General features: G+C 47.5%; 25 protein-coding genes. 23 read left to right on the forward strand and 2 right to left on the reverse strand.

Going from position 1 to position 22,015, the window contains the following annotated elements; genetic code table 11:
• Nucleotides 1-108: 108 nt before the first annotated feature.
• Complete coding sequence (locus tag QL234_RS17335; RefSeq protein ID WP_281559062.1) at nt 109-651, forward strand: hypothetical protein; 543 nt, start codon at nt 109-111, stop codon at nt 649-651.
• A gap of 68 nt (nt 652-719) precedes the next feature.
• Here QL234_RS17335 and QL234_RS17340 read toward each other — a convergent pair whose 3' ends face one another.
• The gene (locus QL234_RS17340) at nt 720-1,346 is read right to left on the reverse strand and encodes a hypothetical protein (RefSeq protein WP_281559063.1); all 627 of its coding nucleotides are present in this window, start codon (nt 1,344-1,346) and stop codon (nt 720-722) included.
• A gap of 801 nt (nt 1,347-2,147) precedes the next feature.
• Between QL234_RS17340 and QL234_RS17345 the strand changes: the two genes are divergently transcribed.
• From QL234_RS17345 to QL234_RS17445, 21 genes are all read left to right on the forward strand, one after another.
• On the forward strand, nt 2,148-3,962 hold the full coding sequence (locus QL234_RS17345; RefSeq protein ID WP_281559064.1) for a hypothetical protein: 1,815 nt from the start codon (nt 2,148-2,150) through the stop codon (nt 3,960-3,962).
• A gap of 52 nt (nt 3,963-4,014) precedes the next feature.
• Nucleotides 4,015-4,941, forward strand: a complete 927-nt coding sequence (locus QL234_RS17350; RefSeq protein WP_281559065.1) for a hypothetical protein — start codon at nt 4,015-4,017, stop codon at nt 4,939-4,941.
• Between the two features lie 140 nt (nt 4,942-5,081).
• Nucleotides 5,082-7,106 (forward strand): hypothetical protein, encoded by a 2,025-nt coding sequence (locus QL234_RS17355; RefSeq protein ID WP_281559066.1) that lies wholly within the window; start codon nt 5,082-5,084, stop codon nt 7,104-7,106.
• Nucleotides 7,107-7,184: 78 nt separating this feature from the next.
• Complete coding sequence (locus tag QL234_RS17360) at nt 7,185-7,742, forward strand: hypothetical protein (protein ID WP_281559067.1); 558 nt, start codon at nt 7,185-7,187, stop codon at nt 7,740-7,742.
• Between the two features lie 127 nt (nt 7,743-7,869).
• Nucleotides 7,870-10,293 carry a hypothetical protein gene (locus QL234_RS17365; RefSeq protein ID WP_281559068.1) on the forward strand — a complete coding sequence of 808 codons (2,424 nt, stop codon included), beginning with the start codon at nt 7,870-7,872 and terminating at the stop codon, nt 10,291-10,293.
• Nucleotides 10,294-10,357: 64 nt separating this feature from the next.
• A complete protein-coding gene (locus tag QL234_RS17370) occupies nt 10,358-10,816 on the forward strand; it encodes a hypothetical protein (protein WP_281559069.1) in 459 nt (152 codons plus the stop codon).
• Nucleotides 10,817-10,920: 104 nt separating this feature from the next.
• Nucleotides 10,921-11,391 (forward strand): hypothetical protein, encoded by a 471-nt coding sequence (locus QL234_RS17375; protein ID WP_281559070.1) that lies wholly within the window; start codon nt 10,921-10,923, stop codon nt 11,389-11,391.
• Between the two features lie 68 nt (nt 11,392-11,459).
• Nucleotides 11,460-12,017: a hypothetical protein gene (locus QL234_RS17380; RefSeq protein ID WP_281559071.1), complete on the forward strand. Its 558-nt coding sequence runs from the start codon at nt 11,460-11,462 to the stop codon at nt 12,015-12,017.
• 78 nt (nt 12,018-12,095) lie between these two features.
• Nucleotides 12,096-12,608, forward strand: coding sequence for a hypothetical protein (locus tag QL234_RS17385; protein ID WP_281559072.1), 513 nt, complete (start codon nt 12,096-12,098; stop codon nt 12,606-12,608).
• Nucleotides 12,609-12,644: 36 nt separating this feature from the next.
• Nucleotides 12,645-13,286, forward strand: a complete 642-nt coding sequence (locus tag QL234_RS17390) for a hypothetical protein (protein ID WP_281559073.1) — start codon at nt 12,645-12,647, stop codon at nt 13,284-13,286.
• 67 nt (nt 13,287-13,353) lie between these two features.
• A complete protein-coding gene (locus tag QL234_RS17395; RefSeq protein ID WP_281559074.1) occupies nt 13,354-13,887 on the forward strand; it encodes a hypothetical protein in 534 nt (177 codons plus the stop codon).
• A gap of 16 nt (nt 13,888-13,903) precedes the next feature.
• The gene (locus QL234_RS17400) at nt 13,904-14,431 is read left to right on the forward strand and encodes a hypothetical protein (protein WP_281559075.1); all 528 of its coding nucleotides are present in this window, start codon (nt 13,904-13,906) and stop codon (nt 14,429-14,431) included.
• A 73-nt stretch (nt 14,432-14,504) separates the two neighbouring features.
• Entirely contained in the window at nt 14,505-15,086 is a 582-nt protein-coding gene (locus QL234_RS17405) for a hypothetical protein (protein ID WP_281559076.1), read from the forward strand.
• A gap of 15 nt (nt 15,087-15,101) precedes the next feature.
• On the forward strand, nt 15,102-15,686 hold the full coding sequence (locus QL234_RS17410; RefSeq protein ID WP_281559077.1) for a hypothetical protein: 585 nt from the start codon (nt 15,102-15,104) through the stop codon (nt 15,684-15,686).
• 79 nt (nt 15,687-15,765) lie between these two features.
• On the forward strand, nt 15,766-16,278 hold the full coding sequence (locus QL234_RS17415) for a hypothetical protein (protein ID WP_281559078.1): 513 nt from the start codon (nt 15,766-15,768) through the stop codon (nt 16,276-16,278).
• 135 nt (nt 16,279-16,413) lie between these two features.
• Entirely contained in the window at nt 16,414-17,145 is a 732-nt protein-coding gene (locus QL234_RS17420; RefSeq protein ID WP_281559079.1) for a hypothetical protein, read from the forward strand.
• A gap of 76 nt (nt 17,146-17,221) precedes the next feature.
• Nucleotides 17,222-17,767 (forward strand): hypothetical protein, encoded by a 546-nt coding sequence (locus QL234_RS17425; RefSeq protein WP_281559080.1) that lies wholly within the window; start codon nt 17,222-17,224, stop codon nt 17,765-17,767.
• A gap of 62 nt (nt 17,768-17,829) precedes the next feature.
• The gene (locus QL234_RS17430) at nt 17,830-18,387 is read left to right on the forward strand and encodes a hypothetical protein (RefSeq protein ID WP_281559081.1); all 558 of its coding nucleotides are present in this window, start codon (nt 17,830-17,832) and stop codon (nt 18,385-18,387) included.
• Nucleotides 18,388-18,443: 56 nt separating this feature from the next.
• Entirely contained in the window at nt 18,444-18,989 is a 546-nt protein-coding gene (locus QL234_RS17435) for a hypothetical protein (RefSeq protein ID WP_281559082.1), read from the forward strand.
• Between the two features lie 262 nt (nt 18,990-19,251).
• Nucleotides 19,252-19,722, forward strand: coding sequence for a hypothetical protein (locus QL234_RS17440; protein ID WP_281559083.1), 471 nt, complete (start codon nt 19,252-19,254; stop codon nt 19,720-19,722).
• A 151-nt stretch (nt 19,723-19,873) separates the two neighbouring features.
• The gene (locus tag QL234_RS17445; RefSeq protein ID WP_281559084.1) at nt 19,874-20,356 is read left to right on the forward strand and encodes a hypothetical protein; all 483 of its coding nucleotides are present in this window, start codon (nt 19,874-19,876) and stop codon (nt 20,354-20,356) included.
• 103 nt (nt 20,357-20,459) lie between these two features.
• On the opposite strand, the gene QL234_RS17450 is transcribed toward QL234_RS17445, so the two are convergent.
• Nucleotides 20,460-21,026 (reverse strand): acyloxyacyl hydrolase, encoded by a 567-nt coding sequence (locus QL234_RS17450; RefSeq protein ID WP_281559085.1) that lies wholly within the window; start codon nt 21,024-21,026, stop codon nt 20,460-20,462.
• Nucleotides 21,027-21,239: 213 nt separating this feature from the next.
• Between QL234_RS17450 and QL234_RS17455 the strand changes: the two genes are divergently transcribed.
• The gene (locus QL234_RS17455; RefSeq protein ID WP_281559086.1) at nt 21,240-22,013 is read left to right on the forward strand and encodes a DeoR family transcriptional regulator; all 774 of its coding nucleotides are present in this window, start codon (nt 21,240-21,242) and stop codon (nt 22,011-22,013) included.
• Nucleotides 22,014-22,015 lie beyond the last annotated feature (2 nt).

Raw genomic sequence — 22,015 nt, forward strand, 5'->3', positions numbered from 1 at the left:
CAATAGTATTTTTATTTCCGGTCGTTGTGAGAATAAATGTACCGGGATTCATTTACTGTTATTTTTCTCCGGGTGCTCCCCAGCTCCGGATAAACAAGGAAGAAAAACATGAAAAAACTCATTGGATTAGTCTTTTGTTCGTTAATGGTGAGTCAGGCCGCCGCGGCGGATGTGGTTTATGTCAGCGGCAGTAAACATAACTTGTCAAAAGCCGACTTTCAGCGTTCGGGTAATACTTATACCGCCAATATCGAGGTCATTGGCGACTATGGCCAAACCCTGATCTTTGATATTGATGCCATCGTTGCCGGCAGGGGCTACCAGGACAACAGAGAAGTTTGTTTTACCTATCACCCGGATGAGCCGCCGTGTCATGAATCTTACACTGAATGGCTGCCGAATTTTCGCTATGCGGTTGACCTTAAAGTTTCCTGCAATGGCATTGCCATAGGCCTGGACAGCGAAAATAAGAATATGCTGGTGAATGAAGGTGTCAGGGTAAGGGATACCGGGCGTGAAGTCAGTTTATTGGTGGACAATGAGCTGGTGACCGGCGGTAACTGTCAGCAGTTGCAAGTGATCGTCGATGGTACAGAGCTTAGCGCCATAGACAGTATTGATTTGGATGTGCTGGTGGCGGAAGCCTTTTAACGGAAAACCGGCGAGCAAGTACGGACAGTCGCGGTAGCGCGCCGCTTTAACGGCGCGCTTTATTGCTGTTAAAACGGCTCCGCCAGAATCACACTCAGATCTATGTCTTCTATCACCCAAAGGGAACTGTCCCTGGGGCCCTTAATATCTATCTGCAATTGCTGGCACTGGCTGGAGATGGTCATGGTCCTGTCTATCCACAGGGTGACATCCCTGACGCCGTCATCGGCATCATGCAGATCCCAGGAGGTATAGCGGATATTTTTGCTGTCCAGTGCGGTGCCCACTTCAGTGCCGCTGCATGACACCGAGATCTCGGCAATATAATCCAGCTTGCCGTAATAATTGGGCGATCTGACACCGCCGGTCAGCCGGGAGGCGGCACATTTTTCTGCCCACTCAGGCCGTGCCGGGTATTGATTGTAATCGCCGCAGTAATACCTGCCATCGTAATTACGGTAACCTAAGCCCGTCACTTTGGCGGTAATGGCAAAATTAACCACCTGGTTATCATAGGCGCCTTCAACATTGAGGTTTGAGGTGTAATGGGCCTGAAATAATTGTGGTTTGTCGGTGCTGCCCTGCTGGAAATCCGCCAGCGACATTTGGTGTTTGACCCCGGAAATATAAACCGTATCCGTGGCCAAAGCACTGTTGCTGAGCAACAAGCCCATTAAAACTAGATGAATCTTCATTTTATTTTCCTTGTTGTAAATTAACTCCTGTTCATATTAACAATAAATGTTAAATCATTGTTACGTTTTTTTCTGTGGTTAATGCAAAGTTTATTGTGTGATTTAAATCAAATTTCTCATCGAAATAATTTTAGTTTTTTAGCACGTAAAAGTTTACGCCTGTCTGATTTTAGCCATTTCATCTTGTCGGTTTTTTGCCTGAGTTGTCAGGGGAAATGATTTTTAATTTTTTCATCAATATGAAATGAAGATGAAATAATTTACTGATATAAAAGGTAAAAAATTATTTTTGCGACCTGGTTTTATGTGGTTTTACCATTGGCTAACTGGTTTTTTCCGGCAAAGCAACTGGCGAATAACCACCTGGAAAATGTGGGTTGTTTTTAATAAAAATTTATTTTAAACGGGTGTTGACACTTAGTTACAACTCGTTTACATTGTTCGTTAATTAATCAGATGTATCTCAAATGTAAAAGTTGTGTTGCATTGGTTGAAGTGATATTGAAGTGCGTCAAGGGGTGACAAACTTCAGTCGTATATTGCATATCCAATCACTTAAATGGAAAATACAAGGAATCGGTATGTTAAATATTTCATCTCATAAAAAGTTCGTGGCCAACTCACCTGGGCCGTTAAACACAGCTTTCATCCTTTAAAGAAAACTCAAAAAAATATCGCCAGGCTTGTTAACTGCTGCGTTTATTCTCCGGAATAAGCGTACTTAACCGGGCCGGGTCTTTGGCCGCTTGCGGCCTGAAAAAACAGCAAACTTGAAACACAAGTGACGTAAAAGGATTTAACATGAAAAAAATATTATCACCGCTGATGCTGGCCGGCATCTGCCTGTCTCTGTCTAGCCAGGCGAGCGCTAACGAACAGGCCTGCAACGCCACCGTTCAGCTCACCCATTACAGCCCGGGCATCTGTTATCTTGATTATGATCAGGCCAGTTGCACCGATACCTGTGCCAGTGCCGATCCGCAATTTCAGCAAAGTTGTTTTGCCGAAATCAGCCTGCCGTGCAGCCTGAAAAACGATCTTTACAGTACCGCCAGCGGTTATCAGCAAAGGGACAGTTACAGCTGGGTGCATATCTCAGATCTGTTGAGCTTCCCGGCGTTAAGAAGCGATCTGCACATCATACAGCAGGACATGTATCAAACCCTGTATGAAGATTACCTGATCTTTCCGGTAAATGATGTCTTCAGTGAAGCCAGCATCCAGCTTAAAAAAGAGAACTTCCGTCTGGATATGCTCGGCGACAGTAAAACCGTGACTACGCCGCTTAATGAAGCGGGCCTGTTTCGCCGCTTGTCTTTAGGTCTGGCACTGCAGGATGATATGAATCAGGAGCTGACCAACATTCACAATAAGGTTGCCCTTTTTCCCTTGTACAACAGTACGGAGAAAGCGACTTTATCCAGTGAAATCAACTCATTGAAAAACAGTCAATTATTATACTGGAATTATGTTTCCAGATATCCGACCGCTTCGGTGGCCAGCAGCCGTATCAGTTATTTGAACACGAAAATATCCCAGTTTGTCAGTGGATTAAATGAACTGAGCGGCGACAAATTTACCACTATGATGGCGAAATCTGCCTTGCTGGCCACCAACTATGATATTAACCTGCGCCTGTGTCAGCCGGAGGGGCAGTCTGCCTGTTACGACCCTATCGTCAACAGCGATCCCGCCAGCTTCTATCAGGGCACAGATCAGAGCCTGACCTATTTCGAAGAAACCTTAAGCCTGCTGGCGAAAGAAGTGGAAGCGATGAAGCTGAGCTTTGACCCCGAGTTAAATCCCGGCACCCCGGGCAGTTTCTCTGCGCCTGATTTTTCCGGCTTTATCAACGACAAATTAACCGCCTACATCGATAATCCCGGGCAGGAAGCCCTGGTGAAACTGGAGTCGGCCATCAATGTCGCCTTTTTACAGCTGGGTAACAGCGGGCTGGAGCTTTTTGATGAGTTAAAAGCCAGTACCGCCAGCCATATCCAGGGCAATGCTTTCCTGGCGCCGGTGGATAATAAAAACCCCTTGTTGTGCAATGACTATGTCAACCTGGACCCCCAGATAGAGGCGATTCGCACCGAGATTTTTGACAAGTCCAATGAAGCCCGTGATGTCATCAAACTGATGGGAGAGCAGGGTCACAGCCAGGAGCTGCTGGACCGCCTTAATGCCCTGATTGCCCGCATTACGGAACTAACTGCGCAAAGCCAGCGTATCTTCAGTGTTGACCGCTTCAGCGATGACCGTCAAATCAATGTCTTATGGCGTCTGGACGGATTGCCGCAAGCCTTCTCTACCGATAACGACCAGCTGACGGTGGAATTTGTTGCCATCGACGGCATGTTCTGGATGCCTTCGATGTCGATTCAGCTGCAACAGTTGCTGCCGAGCATCGAAAGTCTGGCCACCATGAAAGGTTCACTGCTGCCCTCCGGCGACGGCCGTATTTCCGGCATGCGCAGCCTGAACCTGACCTTGCGCCAGTCACCTTATACCAGCTGCTCCGCCGCCAACTCAGAAATAAAAATGGTGGTTGCCGTTACCGATGACAGCGACACGAAAACCCGACATGTGCTGACGGCTGAGTTAAACCAGCTGTAAGCCCGATATTAAACACTTTTATTAAAAAGCGATAACAAGAAAGGAAGCCAAAATGAAAAAAGTAATGACTACGGTCGCCAGTGTTGTCTTGTCTGCCCTGGCCTATAGCGGCAGTGTGCAAGCCTCCGAGGTGGTGTTCGATGCTGCCCTGGATTGCCAGGCACGCAATACCACCCAGGGGATACGTTATGTACCGGCCTGTGATTTTGAAACTAACCGGCTGATCACCGCCGACAGCTATAACAACCTGTCTTCAGGTTCGTTTATGTCGGATGCCAACTTTAAAACCACACTGAACTACGATTTTACCTGTGAGTCGCTGAAACCGTTAAGCATTTCACTGGCCATGGTCGGTGACGGTGTTGAAAAACTCACTGCCGATATTGCCGGCAGCCCGACGTCGAATATTGATGTTGCCAGTATTACCCATTCCTACCTGTTGTCGGCGTTAAAGCTGAAGTCGCTTAATGGCGCTACCGGTTTCCAGGCAATCAAACCCGGTTGTCAGATGTCGGTGGATGCCCTGGTGTCCTATCCGGATCCCGCTTACTTCAAAGCCCTGGTGAACGGCATCAAGCAAATGGATATGACATTGGCATTTTTACTGTCGGTGGCCTCCCCGTCTGCCGACTACATCACGGCATTAAATGCCATTGAAAACGGCATTACCATGCTGGTGTTCCAGAAAGATATGGCCTTTGACGACCTGATGAAGGATTTGATCCAGCTGGCGATAGACGACCTGCAAAATGCCAAAAACACCCTGTCGGTGAATTGTCAGGCCAACAGCTCCAGTACTTACTGCAGCCAGGCATTGGCGAATACCCGGGGCACCCTGTCGGCATTGATTGACAATAACAACAGCCAGTTAAGCGAAATGAAAACCTTCCTTAACAACCAGCTGAGCTGGTTATCCGGTCAGTCGGCGGATCTCAGGGGCGATCTGGAAGCGCTTCAGGGCGTTTACAACCTGCTTTAAGCAAAAAGTGAAGGGGGCTTGGCCCCTTTCATGACAACAAAGTGTTAAAGAAAAGAATCAAGTGCTGTACCCGGATTAAGTCCCGGGTGTTGTACCAGGGACTGATCCGATTTTTTAAATGTAATAAAAGGAGTTAACCCGTGAACGGAAAGAAAGTATTAAGCTTGTCTATTGCCGCCGGCGTAGGCCTTGCCAGTACCATGGCAATGGCATTACCGGATGCAACTAAAGGCAATCCTTTAGATTTATTAGGTATTTTGACGCCAGACAGCGTCGGCGATATTGTTCAGGATCATGAAGAACCTACCACTTTGCATGTTGGCCCGGCAAAAGTAAAAGAAATCCAGGGTACTTATGCGGAGTTGGGTGATACCGGTCCTATGTGTATCGATTTCGTCAATGTTCAGCGTCAGGCGTATTTATCACCGGTAACGGCGACTCAGAAAGAGCAGGCCTATCTTGACCGTGATTATGTCAGTAACTTTTACCAGTTAACCTACTCTATCCCGCGTGCCAACCTTGATGGTTTGAACGCCATTAAAGATGCCAGGGAAGAAGTTCGTCGCGCCGGTGAAGAAAACCAGGCGTTAACGGCAAACTATCTGGCGCTTAAAAATGAGTGGACAGATCTGACGGTAACGATTGCCCAGTTAGAGTCAGACATCGAAGATCTTGATACCGAGTTTCAAGATAAGATGAATGCCTTAAATGCGCAAAACACCACCAATACCAACAACTGTATCTTATTCAATTCCACCAATCAGGCGGCGATGATCCAGTGTATTACCGATAACATTACCTGGTATAACACGGAAAAAGCGAAAATTGAAAACTGGTATAACCCGCAAAAAACTCAGTTAACGGCTGAACTGGCTACCCCTAAGGCCCGTAAAGATGCGATTGCGCAAAGTTATTATGCGGCTAAAGGTCAGTATGAAGCCTTCCAGATTGAGTTAGATCTGATCATGGATGATGTTTCTTTCCATACGCTGATCATCAATGCTCAAATGAGTGTTTCTTCCGGCGCCTGGGAAATTGAAAAAGACGTGTTAGCCGAAGAAAGCGGTAAAGTGGTCGGTCGCGCCAGCGCCGGTTACAACCTGTTTGACAATGAAACAACTGCGCTAGCCAATACCCTGGCAGCCGCCGGTATGAGCCAGTATACGGTTAAGCAGTTAGATGTCTTCAACGTCAGCATGAATGCCGGCGTAACCGTCGACAACATCACGACTTCTACCGATAACGGTTCAACCATCTTCAACAAGAATGTCTGGAGCTTCCCGGCTGATACCCTGATGAGCAACGACATCCTGAGCGACTGGTCAATGCCGTTCGAACGTGAAGACAGAGCCGAGCGTATCCATTTCGATACTATGGATAAAAACTCGTTTGCCTCAGGCGGTTTTGACTTCTATGTCACCAAAGGCGCACGTTGTGGCGAATACGAGCAGGTGGTTGAAGAAACCTTTACTGCCAACACCAGCGGCGGTGTAGAAACGTCCTGGAAAGTGGTTAACCGTTTCGTTGAGCCGGCGCCAGATCAGGTGGTTTTCGCCCAGGCGGTTGGTCTGTCGTATAACTACTATGCCTACCCGGGCAAGCTGAAAGGCGAATGTACCATTGAAGTGGATCGCATGAGCAGTTACTGGCGTAATGCCGGTAAGAAATCTTCCTGGAGCTGGTTCCGTAAGAAGAACACTTCCTGGGACGATACCCGCACCTCGGCGAAAAACGACATGGGTATGGAGTGTACCTTAGATCTGGTACCTGAAAGTCCGGATCCGGCTGAAGCCCGTGAAATGGCGGAAGACTTCGAACGTGCCATGTATAACGACATGTGGCAAATGTTTGTCACCCTGTACGCCGAAGAGTACACAGTGGAACAGGTTGAACCTGAGACTCCTGAGCTGGAACAAAGCACAGTGGGTACCACCCTTGGCACCGGCCTGATGAAAATCTGTCCGAATATCTACTGTCAAATCGGCGGTATTGTCTTGAAAACGCTTGATAGCTTAGGTGGTTCTAAAGCTCAGGGTACAACCTCATCGGTTAACCATGAGTACGGCACTATCAAGAAAGTGTATGACAAAAACAGCTGGACTGTTAAGCAAGGCAGCAGCCTGGTAAATGTCAAAGTTTGCGTTGACCCTAATCAATGTAGCTAGACAGTAAAGGTAACTGAAAGGGCTTTGCCCTTTCAGTTTTTTGTTATCACTGAGTCAGGTTTTTATAAGGAGTATACAGTGAAAAAAGTCGTTATTGTTGCAGTAGTTTTAGTCTCGGTGGTATTGCTGGCCAGGCAGTTTTTTTTCTCGGAAAAAGCCGCTGCTGTGGATGAGCAGGTGCAGGAGACTTCTGCTGAAAAAATGGCACAGCAGCCGGAACAAGCCAGCCAGCCAACCCCTGAACAACCGGCGCTTTCCGCCGACTATGAGCTCGATGAAGAGCAAAGTAATGAGGTGATCAGTGCGCTGATTGAAGATACTTTGCAGGGCCATCAGCAAAAAGCCCAGAAAGAAGCATTGGAAAAAGTTAAAACCATGTTTCCCCAGTTAAAAGAAGAAATTGAAACCTATCAGCAAAACGTCGCCCGGCAAAGAGAGCAAGTGGCGGATTATCAGGACCTGGTCAAACAAAGAAACGAACAAATCAAAGGCGGTTATGTTCCCAGTGCACTGGTAGACAAGCTGGCAGAGCGCAGAGAAAACCTGTTGGCTTCAGCAAAAGTACTGGGGCAGGAAGCGGTAAAAGTGAATGAAGCCATCCGCGAAGCGGCATCGCAATACGCCAGTGTTAATTAAAGGTATTTTCCTGTCTGTTGTTGGATAAGCCAATACCGGGCAGCGTTAAACACCGGGCGGTAAACCGCGGGTGAAAAGGAATAATTCGGCTTAAACGAATGAATGTAAATAAAATAACGGATTAGCTATGAACAAGTTTTATAAAAAAGCCCTGATCGGCCTGGCAGTGACAGGTGCCTGCAGTGCCGCTACGGTCCAGGCAGCGCCAGTCACAGCTGTTGAGCAGGTAAACAGCAATATTGCTATGACCCGGGTGCTGGTATTGCAGCAGGACAACAGCAATGAGAATAACCAGGCAACGGACTGCTCCCCTGTATTGCAGGCGGTTGCTACCACGGCGCCGACAGATATTGTTGGCTTGAACAACAAAATTTTTAACCAGTTGATTTTTACTACACAACTGGCGATGTCGCAGGATAACCTGCTGGGTAATGGCAGCGGCACTTTACATGCCGACCCGGTGGCGGCGAAAAAAATCACTTTTGGTTATGTCGATGTGCCGACAGATGAATGGCTGGCAAATCCTGTGCTGACCGTAGATCCCGCCACCATCACCGCAGAAGGCAGCTGTACTTTAGTGAAAGGGGTGACGGTTTCAAGTACCGAGCTTGTGGTCAATACCGCAGATGCCCTGAAGAACTGGGTTTCGGCGGCGGCGCAGCAAAACCAGATAAATTACGATAATGCGCCGGTTGATTTTCTTAAAAATAGCTATGGTTATCAGGGCTTAGGTTTTGGTGATTATGCCAAGGCCGGGATCTGGTTCAACTACCCCTATTCCCTGCCTATGCCGTCGGCCAGGAACAACGAATTTTCCCTGCACTGGGCAGTGCAGGAAAAAGATTTCAGCCAGTTGGCGCAAACCCTGATCCCGCCTGCCGTTGCCACTCAAATGGCCACTGGCTGGTCCGATAGTTGTCAGGATATCAGTTTACGCATCGCTACCGATATTAACTTTACCGACAGCAGCATGATAATCGGTAATGTCCAGGGGGAATGTGATACCAGTCCGGTATTTAGCCTGGATAACGCCACGCCTTTACCGGAAGTGGATACCAGTGAATTTGCCGCCTATTTGATGCAATCGCAGCGCCTGCACCGGATTTTAGTGCCCCGGGATGAGTTCGGGGAAATGGTCAATTGCAACCGCCTTGATACCTCGACCATGATGGGTTGTAGCAAGCCGATTGTTGCCGATTTTGAACCGGCGCTGATCGGTTTTATCACCGGTGCCAATGACCTGTTTATGCAGGTAAATTTTGCCAATTATGTGATTAAAACCTTCCAGTTAAGTGCGGTGGACGGCTCCATTGAAGAAGTTGATTCCGTGCGTTTCGGGGCTGTCATTAATCCGGACCCTGACCCGGATCCAGACCCGGACCCGGACCCAGATCCGGACCCAGACCCAGACCCCGATCCGGACCCTGACCCGGATCCGGTGGATATGGTGAAAATACTGCACCTACAGCAAGATGCCTTAACCGGCGCAGGCCTGGTGAGTGACTGTAGTGAACTGGTTTCTGTGATCCAGGGCAGTGATCCCGCCAATATTTCCGGTTTATCGTCAATTGATCAGCAAAAAGCGGCGTTTGCCACCCAACTGGCCAATACTCCGGACGGTATTTTGACCGGCACTTCCGGCAAGTTAAATGTCGAAGTCAGTAATTCGCAGCGTTACAGCTACCGCTATATCGAAGTGCCGTTAGCCGACTGGCAGGCCAACCCGGTATTGCCTGTAGATCCTGACACCGTTGCTGTGGTCGGCAGCTGTGATGTGCCGCAGGCGGTGAAAGCCTATAGCACTGAGTTGCAGGTAACCACCGCCGATGCTTTGCATAACTGGATGTCACCGGAAACCAAGCAAAACCAGACCATGTACGATAATGAAACCGACGAGTTCTGGAAATCCCTTTACGGCACAGACGGCCTGGGCTTTGGCGAATATGCCAAGGCAGGGATCTGGTATAAATATCCCGAACTGATCGCCGGTGACCCGTATAACCGTAAAGAGTTTGCCCTGCACTGGTCGCTGGCGGAAAAAGATGTCACCGCCTTGATCAACGAGCTGATCCCTGCGGTTGTTGCAAGCAGCACATTGAGCGGTTGGTCGGATAACTGCCAGGATATTACCGTGAAGTTTGCTTCCGACAGCAACTTTACCAACGGCAGTGTCGTCATAGGTAACGACAGCGCCAGTTGCGGCGACAAGCCGGTATTTAGCCTGACCAACGCGGCGGAATTCCCGGTGACCGACAGCTATCTCTTTAGCGAATACCTGAGCAATGCCCAGCGCCTGCATCACATCATGGTGCAAAGGGACGGCAATAACCAGCCAATTGCCTGTGAAGAGCGGGATCCCCTGTCCATGACCGGGTGCAGCCAGCCGATCGTGGTGAGTGTCGAACCGTTATTACGCGCCTTTATCCGCGGAGAAAAAGACTTGTTTATGCAGGTGAAATTCTCGGATTTTATTGTGAAAACCTATCGTTTGGCGGCCCTTGACGGTGCCATCACCGAAGTGGCTTCACAAAGACTGGTCACGACTCCCTAGGACAAGTTGGGGCAATATCCGCTGGGGATATTGCCCCTGAATTTATTCAACAAGGAAGTACATTATGTACAACAGATTATTTGTATTTTTATTACTGTGCTTTAGCGGCCAGGCCCTGGCCGTAGACAGCATTTTTGTCGGCGGTGTCCGCCATACCCTGACCCAGGAAGACTTTTTTGCCGTTGGTGACAGTTTTCAGGCGGAGCTGGATGTCTTCGGCGATTACGGCCAGGAGCTGATCATAGATATTGCCCTGCGGGTTGAAGGGGATGCCGGCAAGGAGCTGCCGACCGCTACTCCTTTATATATGTATGATGCGCAACTTTATGCCAGTTGCAGCGGCAGTGCCATAGGCCAGGACAGCTCATATCTTTATAGCCCTGCCTCCCACGGCGAGCTTCAGCTGTTGATCAACACCCGGATGACCTTTGCCACGACTTGTGAGCGCTTAACCCTGTTCGTGACCTCTTCCATGTTGAATAAAGACATGGAAATGAAATTGTCCCTGATGGAAGGATTTTAATTTCACGGTCAAAGCAAGGGTTTTAATTTGGTGCAGTAAATAACTTTTGGTTGAATGTTTAATAAATTCAGCCAGATAAATAAAAATAATAGAGACATGATTCAATGCGATTAAGTTACTGGTTATTGGTTTTATCTTTTTACAGTGGTTTTTTATGGGCCGGCGATACCGTTTATGTCGGCGGCGAGCGCCATACCCTGGTGACCGAAGACTTTGGCAACCCCACCCCGGACAGCAACGGTTTGACCCGTTACCTCACCAGTTTGAATGTAGTAGGTGATCAGGGGCGGGAGTTGATCTTTGATATTGATGTCCGGGTGTCGGGAGACGGCGTTCTTAACCCGGACTTTGGCTTTTATTACTACAAGGTCAGTTTACTTGCCGGTTGTAACGGTACCTATATCGGTATCGACGACTCCGAAGGTTACCTGATGGAGGAATCCGGAGTAATGAAAGTTTTCATCAATAAAAGAGCAACTTTTGTCCAGCCGTGCGAAAGGCTAACCCTGTTGGCGGTTTCCTGGATGGAAAACAGCGAACTCGAGCTCAATGTCGCCATTACCGAAGCATTTTAATAAGTAAGCGCCGCGGTTTTTTTAATAAAGCCGGGGTTATTGAATATCCGTTATTAATGAGAAATATTATGAAAAATTTCAATAAAAAAGTTATCGGCCTGGTGGCCGTTTTGTTGCTGCCTTTTAACTTGATGGCCAGTGAAGACAATGCCTTTATTGAAGATACCCCCATCGATGAATGTCATATCATCAATGATCAGCCCCAGCCCTTGCCTGAACTTGGACAAACAAGTGCTGCTCTTGAGCCTATTTATATCGGCGGGACTTTATATCAGCTGGACAAAGGCGACTTCACACCTGTGATACGTGATACCTATTATCGCGACCCCTGCACAGGTAAAACGTACCTGATCCCGGTTGTGGTGTCTTATACCGCCACTATTCCCGTCAGCGGCGATGTCGGCCAGGAGCTGATCTTTAATATCAATGGCGATACTGCCGGTAAGGTGATGAAACTCACCGCCAGTTGCGGGGCTTTTTCTGCCTCTGATCTCGATGATAAATACAGTATTTCCAAGCGTATGAGTACTAATCAAACCTGTAGCAGCATGAAGCTGACTTTGGATGTCACCAGCTCTCAGCCTGCCTCGATAGACTTGAATGTGCTGATTGCCGAAACCTTTTAACGCGTGGTTTTCTGCAGGGCGAATGTTTTTCGCCCCGAATAAGTGAATAAGTCAAAAAAAGTGAGTACGGGCAAAGCGATGGAACTAGCAAAAAAAACCTTAGCGGCTTCGATGATGTTTATCAGTACCGGGTTATTCGCCGGCGTGGTTTATGTCAGCGGCAGCAAATATACCCTGAATAAGGCGGACTTCCTGCAATCGGGAAATAATTATACCGCTTACCTGGAGGTTGACGGCGATACCGGGCAGCAGCTGATATTTGATGTTGATGCCAGAGTTGCCGGTTTGGGCAAAGAGTCCCCGGAGAAAGACTGTAATACCAGCTGCCATTATAAAGGGCCGGTGGATTTCCGTTATGTGGTGGAAATGCAGGTCAGTTGCAGCGGTATCGCCATTGGTTCTGAAATGGATAACCGTAATGAACTTAATGATACCTGGGTGGACGACAGATCCCGGGAAGTAAAATTGCTGGTTGATAATAGCCTGAGCACAGGGGGCAATTGTCAGCAGTTACAAGTGGATGTTAAGGGAGTGGATGTCGATACCATTGAGGCCATAGAGCTTGATGTGTTGATTGGCGAAATCTTCTAAGGCATAGGAAGTTGAATATTTTAATAAGGATTAAAAATGAAAATAATAAACAGAATACTCATGGGAATGTTAACGCTTATCTTGTTGCCTTTTACTGCTGCTCAGGCAAATGAGCAGTTACCTGTTATTGAAGACGGTTACAGCGCGCAGATTTATTGTGAATGTCTGTACCTGCAAAAAGAGGGCGATGACGGCTCCGCGCAAATCATGCGTCCTATCTGTGACGACTTATACCCCATCATGAAAGAGCCTGAGATAAAGCTGGGCCTTGGGGAAATTGATGCTTATGTTGAGCCTATTTATATCGGCGGGGTGTTATACCAGCTGGACAAAGCCGACTTTACCCCGTTTTATAACGAACGCTGGCTTTTCCCGCCTTGTGGCGAAGACCCTATTTTGATCAAAACCCTGGCGGGTTACACCATCAATATCCCGGTTGACGGCGATTACGGCCAGGATCTTATCTTTGATATCAACGGCCGCTCTGACGGCAAAGTTATGACCTTGGCCGCCAGCTGCGGCAATTTTAGCGCCACAGACTCCGGCGATAAATATATTATCTCCAAGCAAATGAACACCAACGGCAGCTGCAGCAATATGGAGTTGAAATTCAGCTTCACCAGCTCGACACCGCCTGCCCTGATAGAGCTCAGCGTATTGATTGCTGAAATTTTCTAATGCCTGGTTCCGTAAGCTGTTTTTTACGGCTTACGGATAAAGATGTTTTTTGTGAAATGGATAATTTATGAAGAATAATTTTTGGTTCAAGCTTTTGTTCGTCCTGGCTTTGCCTGTACTTTTTACGGCACCGGCCAGCGCCGAGTATCGTTGCATGTCAGCAGGCCCGGTTCCGGCGCAAGCCCAAGTTGAGCAGGAATATGCTACACAAGCCGTTGTCGCTGATCCCATCTATATCGGCGGTACCCTTTACCGTTTTAGTAAAGAGAACTTCACCCCGGTTTATGAATATGTCGAATATCACACCCCCTGTGAAGTGATCCGTATCAGGAAGCTGGTGGCCTATACCGCCACTGTGCCGGTATACGGGGATAACGGCCAGCAACTTATCTTTGATATTAACGGCCGCAGTGACGGTAAAGTGATGACCTTAACCGCCAGTTGCGGCAGCTTTAGCGCCACGGATAGCGGTGATAAGTATGTGATGTTCAAACAAATGGCCACCAATCAGAGCTGTACCGCCATGGAGCTGACCTTTGCCGCCAGCGGCGCTGAAGCTCAGATGATTGAATTAACTGTGCTTATTGCCGAAGCTTTTTAAAGGATAAACGGACGAGATGATGAAAAATTATAACCGGCTGTTACCTTTGCTGGTCTGTGGCCTGGCTCTGGTGTTATCCGTGTCGGCCAGGGCCGGGAGCTGTTGCTCTGCACAAACCCCGGGGCTTATGCAGGAGGCACTTTTTGCCGGGATTGAGACGGCTGCCGAGCCCATCTATATCGATGGTGTACTTTATCAGGTAACCGAATCGGACTTTACCCCGATCTATATTTCCCATTATATCCAGGCCGGACGTGAAAGGATCAGGGTGGAAAGACTGGTTGCCTATACCTTAACGATCCCCGTATACGGAGATATAGGTCAGGAGCTGATTTTTGATATTAATGGCCGATCCGACGGACATAATATGAATCTAACCGCCAGTTGCGGCACCTTTAATGCCAGTGACAGCGGTGATAAATATGTGATCTCCAGCCGTATGACCACAGCACAAAGTTGTACCAGCATGAAACTTTCTTTTGCTGTCAGCGGCTCCCCTCCGCCGTTTATCGATTTAAGCATATTGATAGCCGAAGCTTTTTAAGCCCCTTCGGGGACATTCACCGGGTTTGCGTCAGACGGCGCAGACTCGAAACCAGATATTAGATGGAAGCATAATGAAACTACTAAATACCCTGTTACTGATTTCTCTGGCTGTTTTTAGCGGCCGCTCCCTGGCAGATACCGTATATGTTAACGGCACCCTGCATACCCTGTCCAAAAGTGACTTTGCCCAGTCCGGCGATAATTACACCGCATATATCGATGTGATCGGTGATTACGGCCAGCAGCTGATTTTTGATATCGATGCCATTGTCGGCGGTGACGGCTTTCAGGAAGTGACCTATGTCACTGAGGTCGGCGACAGGTGTATTCGCTGGAACGGCAAGAAAACCCCGGATCATTCCACCTGTATCCAGTATAACCTGATTGAAGTGCCGGTATATTCCAATGACTTCAGATATATGACTGAGTTGCAGGTGACCTGCAGCGGTATTGCCATCGGTTCGGATATGGACAACAAAAATGCCCTGGTTAATGGCCAGGTCACGGATACTTATCGGGAAACCAAGTTGCTGGTCACAAACCAGAAAAATACCGGCGGCAGTTGCCAGCAGTTAAAAGTTGAGATCAAGGGCCTGGAACTTGCCGCGATCAATAATATTTCCCTCGATGTCTTAATCGCCGAAGCCTTTTAAGCAATAAGGATAACCATGAAGCTCTTGTTACTGTTAGTGGCATTAACAGCCTCTTTATCCAGTGCCGGTGCTATTGCGGGTACCGTTTATATCGGCGGTACTTTGCATACCTTATCGAAATCTGACTTTGTGCAATCCGGTAATGATTACACCGCTTATATAGATGTGATCGGCGATTACGGACAGGAATTGGTTTTTGATATTGACGGCATTATTGGCGGACAAGGTTACCAGCAAGTCAATGAAAACAGCCGTACCTACTGTATTCGCTGGCAAGGCAATACCCGTTCACCGGAAAATGAGCATTCCATATGCCTGGAATACCGCACCATAGATTTAACGACTTACGGCAACGAGTTTCGTTATGTTGTCGAGTTACAGGTCAGTTGTAATGGTATGGCCATAGGGTCGGATATGGATGACAAAAATGACCTGGTTAACGGGAAAGTCAATGAGCGTTATCGGGAAGTAAAACTCCTGGTCGGCAAACAGTTAACGACAGGCGGTAATTGTCAGCAACTGAAAGTGGAGGTTAAGGGAGTTGCGCTGGATACCATAGACAATATTTCTCTGGATGTCCTGATTGCGGAAGTCTTTTAACCTTTTCTGCGGACATAACTGAAAACTAGTTTAATTATACATATAAAACAATAGATTAAACTTTAGCTAAGGATGGATTATGAACAAACTAAAAGCACTTTCTATCGGCATGTTGAGCCTGGTGTCTTTATTCACCCAGGCACAGGATTTGGACCCTTTAAGCCAAAACCTGGAGGAGCTGGAAAATATTGAAGCAAGCATCAGCCAGCTTGCCCTGGACCCCATTTATATTAATGGCGTGATTCATAAATTAACCAAGGCAGACTTTGTTCCTGTCTATAAAACCATTTATTACGACAACCCTTGCCTGGGGGCGATCCGACGCTTTGTCGGTTATAAAACATCTATTCCTGTTATTGGCGATTACGGACAGAACTTAGTTTTTGAACTGAGCGGACGTTCCGCTAAAAGTATGAAACTGACCGCCAGTTGCGGCAATTTCAGCGGCACAGATACCGGCAGTAAATATGTTATCTCCAAAAGCATGAGTACCAACCAAACCTGCGAAAACATGGTGTTGGAATTTAGCGTTGATGACTATCAGCAGTCGTCGACAATTGACCTTAATGTTTTGATCGCTGAATCGTTTTAATCTGCTCCGGTCAATCACCGGACTGATAAACCAGCCCGGGTTTTTCAGGCGACTCCCGGCGACGAGAGCTGAAAAACCTGGTCATGAAGCGTTAATTACGGGCCTAGGCCCGAGCATAAAAATAAGAAGCAAAAAATGAAAATAATAAATATTGCCATTTCCTGGTTGTTTTTACCCTTGTTTGCTTTTGCCAACGGAGCAAACAGTGAATTATTGCAGCCACAGACCGGCTGTCCCTGCTATCTGAGCAAAAATGCCGGAGCAGAAGCCCGGCTTGCTTCTGTCGGGCTGACCCCGGTTGGTCCGGACTATCCCGGGGGGCCGATAGACATTATCGACCCCAGGGAGCAGATTATCCCGATTGAGCCGATAGATCCCTGCTTGCCCTACCCGGTTGTTGCGCCTGAGCCGGTTTTGGCGGCGATTGATGTCAATGCCGAGCCCATTTATATCGGCGGCGTGATGTATAAATTAACCAAAGCGGATTTTATCCCGGTATACCGGGTGGACTACATCTACCGTCCCTGCTCTATTCCTCAGCCAGTGTGGGTGCTGACAGGGTATAAAACTACTATCCCTGTGGATGGCGATTACGGCCAGGAGCTTCATTTTGAAATCAGCGGCCGCAGCGACGGCACTGAGATGGCATTACAGGCGAGTTGCGGCGACTTCTCTGCCTCGGACTCCGGCAGTAAATATTTTATCTCTAAAACCATGAGCACCAACCAAAGCTGTCAGAGCATGAAACTGACTTTTACCTTTGACGGTGATAGTGGTTTGCCGCAACCCGTCTCGGCGGATAACAAGCTTAGCAGCGCGGGACCGGCTTTGATCGAATTAAATGTCATCATTGCCGAGAGCTTCTAGGGTAACTAAAACGGTTTTAAGTGCAGCGCCACAAGCGGTGCTGCCAATCTAAGAAAAATAATATTAAGGATAATCAATGAAAAAAATAGCCCTGACATCCCTGTTGCTGATGTCTGCTTTAAGTGGCGCTGCCCATGCCGATACTGTTTATGTGAACGGTACCTTACATACCCTGAGCAAAAGCGATTTTGTGCAGTCCGGGAATAATTACACCGCTTATATTGATGTGGTTGGCGATAACGGCCAGCAATTGATTTTTGATATCGACGCTGTGGTCGGCGGCAACGGTTATCAGCAAATTACCTACCAGAAAATATGCCTGCAGATGGGGCGCTGGGGCTGCGTCGAGCCGGATATTCGCGAGATTATTTCTGAAGATTTTCGCTATGTGGTCGAGCTGGATGTGAGCTGTAGCGGTATCGCCATAGGCTCTGATCTTGACAATAAAAACGAGCAGGTCGATGGCCGGGTAGCCAATAAATACCGGGAAGTGAAATTACTGACTCAAAATACCCTGGTAACCGGCGGCAATTGTCAGCAGCTGAAAGTGGCGGTGAACGGCCTGGAATTGAGCAGCATCAGCAATATTTCACTGGATGTGTTGATTGCTGAAACCTTTTAACCCGTTCACAAAAGACTGTTTACAAGGCTCTTTATGATGAGAGCCGGCACAAGGAAGAAAAAATGAAAAAAGTACCTTATTTATTGGCGTTATTATTACCGGTTTTTTCATCATCGGCCCTGGCGGATACCGTGTATGTCGGCGGTACTATGCATACCCTGAGCAAGGCCGACTTTAATCAGTCCGGCAATAATTATACCGCTAACATCGATGTTATCGGTGATTACGGCCAGGAGCTGATTTTTAATGTCGATGCTATCGTTGCCGGTAAAGGGATACAGGATGTGAGCCGGGAATGGCGCTGCCTGATGCCCCGTAATGCCCAGCCCTGGGAGTTCTGCGCCGAGCCCGACTGGCTGATCACTTACGATCAGGACTTTCGTTACCAGGCGGAAATGAAAATCACCTGTAACGGCATTGCCATAGGCTCAGATCTGGATAATAAAAATGAGCTGGTCAACGGCTTTGTCTCCGATAAAGACCGTGAGGTGAAGTTACTGGTGAATAAAAGGCTCACCACAGGCGGTAGCTGCCAGCAATTAACGGTCGAAGTGAACGGGGTCGACGTTAAGTCTGTCGATAATATCGATCTGAATATGTTTATTGTTGAAGAATTTTAAAGTGAGTCACCGACAGCTTGTCTGTTTCTTTTAAATGCATGTTTAAGGATGAAAAAATGAAGTATTTGAAGTGTGTGTTACCGGCGCTGGCTTTGTTAACGGCCAGCCCTTCGTTTGCCGATGTGGTGTATATCGGCGGTGTTAAGCATATTGTCACCGATTACAGCTATAGCTCGGATACCCGGCGTATTGCCGATATTGAGCTTATCGGTGATGCCGGGCAGGAATTAACCTTTGATATTACCGCGATAGTTTCCGGTTTGGGCAGGATCAAGCCGGATATTATTTGCGATTACTCTGCCGGCTCGGTGATTTGTTACACCGGTGATGATCCCGACATCAACGATTTTGTCTATGACGTCAGGATCACCGCGACCTGTATCGCTGATGATGGCAGCACAGTAGCGATCGGCGTCGACCGCGATAATGAAAATCTTTATACCAGTCAACCTATCTCGGATTTTCGTCAGGAAGTGACCCTGACCATAGACAATACCCTGGTGACGGGCGGCAAGTGCGACAACTTAAATATCGATATCCAGGGCAACCTGGATGTGATTGAAGATGTTGATTTGGAAGTACTGGTGTACGAACAGTTCTAGCCGGTAAAGACTTGTTGACCTTTGGCTTAAGTGAAACCTGATCCAGGTCATGCCGGCAAGATTATTCGCTGAACAATTTTTCCTGACATGATAACTTAAGTCATAAAGGTAACTTGGATGTTATTTAATAGATTGATTTATAGGTTTTATTTATCAGCAAGTTTGCTGGTAAATTCATGGCGCCCTGACAGATATTTAAGGGCGCACCTTGTAGCCTGACAGGCTATACCAACAATAAAAAAGAAGAAGTTATAAGGAAATTATGATGAAGTTTAAATCCACTACCCTGGCATGTTCATTACTCGTTCTGGCCAGTGCCTCCAGTAGTGCGCTCGAGCAGAGCCGCACCTGGTACGCTTCTACCTTGGGCAATTCCGCTGTTATTGAAACCACGGTAGGCTGTGTCGACCGCGATATGATGTGGGAAAAACACGTGGTGAAGGCCAATGCCTGGAATGATGTCTGGGGCCAGTCACGGGATTATGAATGGACCTTTGCCATTTATAATAGCAACCGCTCAGGTGCTTACCTGACCGGGCCGGAATTTGTGTTGGACACCAGCCGCTTACATGATGCTTCCGGCTCTACCGTGGATGCCCAGGGTAATGATATTTCGGTAACCTTTTATACCATACGCCCTTATGAACCTATGACTTCTAAAAGAGAAAGAAGCAGTACCCCATATAACACGATTGGTTATATGGGCCTTGATGCTTCGTGTGATTTTGAATAAGTCTTGAACATGATTTTAATGCTTAAACAAACCCGCTAACCAGACTGGCTTTGTTTGTTTTCGTAGAAAATCTTGATTGCCGGCGGTATCTACTGCCGGCATTTTTTTAGCCCGGATGGCTATAAAGATATAATGTTGTAAGGAAGTGATTATGAAGTTTACCCCGGTTATCTTAGTTTGTTCATTCTTGCTGGCAGCAGCCAGCGCGCCAAGTTTTGCCATTAATGAGGTGAGTCGTACCTGGTATCCTGCGCCGCTGAACGGCTCTGCCTTAAAGAATGCCATAGTGGCTGAAACCACCTTAGGTTGTATTGATAAAGATATGATGTATGTAAAACATACCTTTAAAGCGAACAGCCAGCAGTGGTATCTGTCGAGAGATTATGTTTATCTGTTTTTGCTGTTAAGTGAAAACAATCCCGGTGGCTACATATCTCCCTTGCTTGCTGTTGATACCAGCAAACTGCATAACAGCGACGGCTCTACCTTTGATGCTTATGGTAATGCTAAGGAGGTGACTTTCTATAATATGCGCCCCTATGCCCCGATAACTTCAGTTAATAACAGGATTCTGGACTACCCTCATTTTACTCGAGATGAGCTGGCCCTAGATCCCATGTGTGACTTTCTTTAAAGCATAAGCCGGCTTTGTCCGCTATTTACCTGGCGCCCACTGAGCGCCGGGTTTACTGCATTGATGACGGGTAACCGCAGGGGTTGGATCTATGGGGAAAAGATCAAAAGCTCAGGGCGTAGTTGATAGCAAGCATGCTGGCGCCGTCATTGTTACTCGCCAGGTTAGCATTGGAATAATGTACCCAGCTGATGGCAATCTCGTAGTGTTTTCCTATGCCGAATCCCATGGCTAACTTATCTTCAAATAGCCATTTGGAGCCCAGATCCCTTTTTTCAAAACCGCGATGATCCAATTTGATCACCCCGATACCGGCATCAAAGAAATAATAAAAGTTTTTAGCGGGAATAAAGCTTCTGGCGGGGAGCACGTAACGAAACACCGGGTTAACGGTCCAGCCGGTATTTTTGTCCTGAAGCCAGAGCTGCCACCGGGTATGAGATAATTCCCAGCGTCCGCTCAGATAACCCAAGTCACTTTCCAGCCATTTTTTGTCAAAACTCCAGCTCAGGGAATAACGCTGCATCACATCATCATTGCCGGTTTCCCTGCCGTCGGCAAAGCGCAGGCCGAAGGTGCCGCCGTGATTGTCGGCATAGGCAGAAACACAGTGAAGGCAGTAAGTGACACAGACAACCAGGCATAGGATTAAGGATTTATTGAAGATCATACGCTTTACCCTTATGGAGATTGCCCGGCGGGGCAGGTTTGAGGTTATTTTATTGATAATAGATCAGCTAAGTGATTTCTCCACAGCCGGAGCCGTTACCTGGGATCTTGCTGGTATTATCAACACTTTTATTCAAGCTAAGGTTGCATTTGTGAAAAACTTAGGTAGAATTTCTTTCAAATCGAAAGTTAAGTTGTTTCAAACGAAATAAAAATGTCAAAAAGAAACACCCAGCAACGCCGTCACACTATTATTACTGAGCTCAACCACAGCGGCCAGGTCAGTGTTGAAAGTCTTGCCCGGCAATTTTCCACTTCGGAAGTCACCATACGCAAGGACTTATCGGCACTGGAAGCCAGCGGTCTGTTATTACGCCGCTATGGCGGGGCTATCTCTTTACCCAGCGAAATCACCGAACAGAAACCTGAACATGTTTCAAACCGAAAGTTAGCCATTGCCAAAGAAGCGGCCAAACTGATCAAAGATCACCACCGTATCATTATTGACAGCGGCCGCACGACTTCGGCGTTAGTGCCTGAACTGGCCGCCAAAAAAGGCCTGGTGGTGATGACTAACTCCCTCGATATTGCCTGTGACTTGCGCGCGCTGGAAAATGAGCCGACAATTTTGATGACCGGGGGTACCTGGGATCCGCAATCGGAAGCCTTTCAGGGCCAGGTGGCGGAAAATGTTTTACGCTCTTATGACTTTGACCAGCTCTTTATCGGTGCCGACGGCATCGATATTCAGCGGGGAACAACAACTTTTAATGAATTGATTGGCCTGAGCCGGGTAATGGCTGAGGCTTCCCGGGAAATTATCGTGATGGTGGAGTCGGAAAAAATTAACCGAAAAATCCCCAATCTTGAATTGTCCTGGCAACAAATACACACGCTGATCACCGATGATGAAATTTTACCTTCGGTGAAAGAGCAACTCTTACAACAAGGCGTGAACTTAATTTGCGCCCAACAAACAAAAGGATAACT

It is taken from the genome of Thalassomonas sp. RHCl1, from assembly GCF_947387555.1.
GTDB lineage: Bacteria > Pseudomonadota > Gammaproteobacteria > Enterobacterales > Alteromonadaceae > Thalassomonas.

Bases quoted from the DNA above. Each gene is read 5' to 3' on its own strand.
- QL234_RS17395 (WP_281559074.1), top strand. From the start codon at position 13,354: ATGAAGAATAATTTTTGGTTCAAGCTTTTGTTCGTCCTGGCTTTGCCT.
- QL234_RS17430 (WP_281559081.1), top strand. From the start codon at position 17,830: ATGAAAAAAGTACCTTATTTATTGGCGTTATTATTACCGGTTTTTTCA.
- QL234_RS17385 (WP_281559072.1), top strand. From the start codon at position 12,096: ATGGAACTAGCAAAAAAAACCTTAGCGGCTTCGATGATGTTTATCAGT.
- QL234_RS17340 (WP_281559063.1), bottom strand. From the start codon at position 1,346: ATGAAGATTCATCTAGTTTTAATGGGCTTGTTGCTCAGCAACAGTGCT.
- QL234_RS17375 (WP_281559070.1), top strand. From the start codon at position 10,921: ATGCGATTAAGTTACTGGTTATTGGTTTTATCTTTTTACAGTGGTTTT.
- QL234_RS17415 (WP_281559078.1), top strand. From the start codon at position 15,766: ATGAACAAACTAAAAGCACTTTCTATCGGCATGTTGAGCCTGGTGTCT.
- QL234_RS17400 (WP_281559075.1), top strand. From the start codon at position 13,904: ATGATGAAAAATTATAACCGGCTGTTACCTTTGCTGGTCTGTGGCCTG.
- QL234_RS17435 (WP_281559082.1), top strand. From the start codon at position 18,444: ATGAAGTATTTGAAGTGTGTGTTACCGGCGCTGGCTTTGTTAACGGCC.
- QL234_RS17335 (WP_281559062.1), top strand. From the start codon at position 109: ATGAAAAAACTCATTGGATTAGTCTTTTGTTCGTTAATGGTGAGTCAG.
- QL234_RS17390 (WP_281559073.1), top strand. From the start codon at position 12,645: ATGAAAATAATAAACAGAATACTCATGGGAATGTTAACGCTTATCTTG.
- QL234_RS17440 (WP_281559083.1), top strand. From the start codon at position 19,252: ATGATGAAGTTTAAATCCACTACCCTGGCATGTTCATTACTCGTTCTG.
- QL234_RS17380 (WP_281559071.1), top strand. From the start codon at position 11,460: ATGAAAAATTTCAATAAAAAAGTTATCGGCCTGGTGGCCGTTTTGTTG.
- QL234_RS17405 (WP_281559076.1), top strand. From the start codon at position 14,505: ATGAAACTACTAAATACCCTGTTACTGATTTCTCTGGCTGTTTTTAGC.
- QL234_RS17350 (WP_281559065.1), top strand. From the start codon at position 4,015: ATGAAAAAAGTAATGACTACGGTCGCCAGTGTTGTCTTGTCTGCCCTG.
- QL234_RS17450 (WP_281559085.1), bottom strand. From the start codon at position 21,026: ATGATCTTCAATAAATCCTTAATCCTATGCCTGGTTGTCTGTGTCACT.
- QL234_RS17410 (WP_281559077.1), top strand. From the start codon at position 15,102: ATGAAGCTCTTGTTACTGTTAGTGGCATTAACAGCCTCTTTATCCAGT.
- QL234_RS17345 (WP_281559064.1), top strand. From the start codon at position 2,148: ATGAAAAAAATATTATCACCGCTGATGCTGGCCGGCATCTGCCTGTCT.
- QL234_RS17425 (WP_281559080.1), top strand. From the start codon at position 17,222: ATGAAAAAAATAGCCCTGACATCCCTGTTGCTGATGTCTGCTTTAAGT.
- QL234_RS17445 (WP_281559084.1), top strand. From the start codon at position 19,874: ATGAAGTTTACCCCGGTTATCTTAGTTTGTTCATTCTTGCTGGCAGCA.
- QL234_RS17370 (WP_281559069.1), top strand. From the start codon at position 10,358: ATGTACAACAGATTATTTGTATTTTTATTACTGTGCTTTAGCGGCCAG.
- QL234_RS17455 (WP_281559086.1), top strand. From the start codon at position 21,240: ATGTCAAAAAGAAACACCCAGCAACGCCGTCACACTATTATTACTGAG.
- QL234_RS17420 (WP_281559079.1), top strand. From the start codon at position 16,414: ATGAAAATAATAAATATTGCCATTTCCTGGTTGTTTTTACCCTTGTTT.
- QL234_RS17365 (WP_281559068.1), top strand. From the start codon at position 7,870: ATGAACAAGTTTTATAAAAAAGCCCTGATCGGCCTGGCAGTGACAGGT.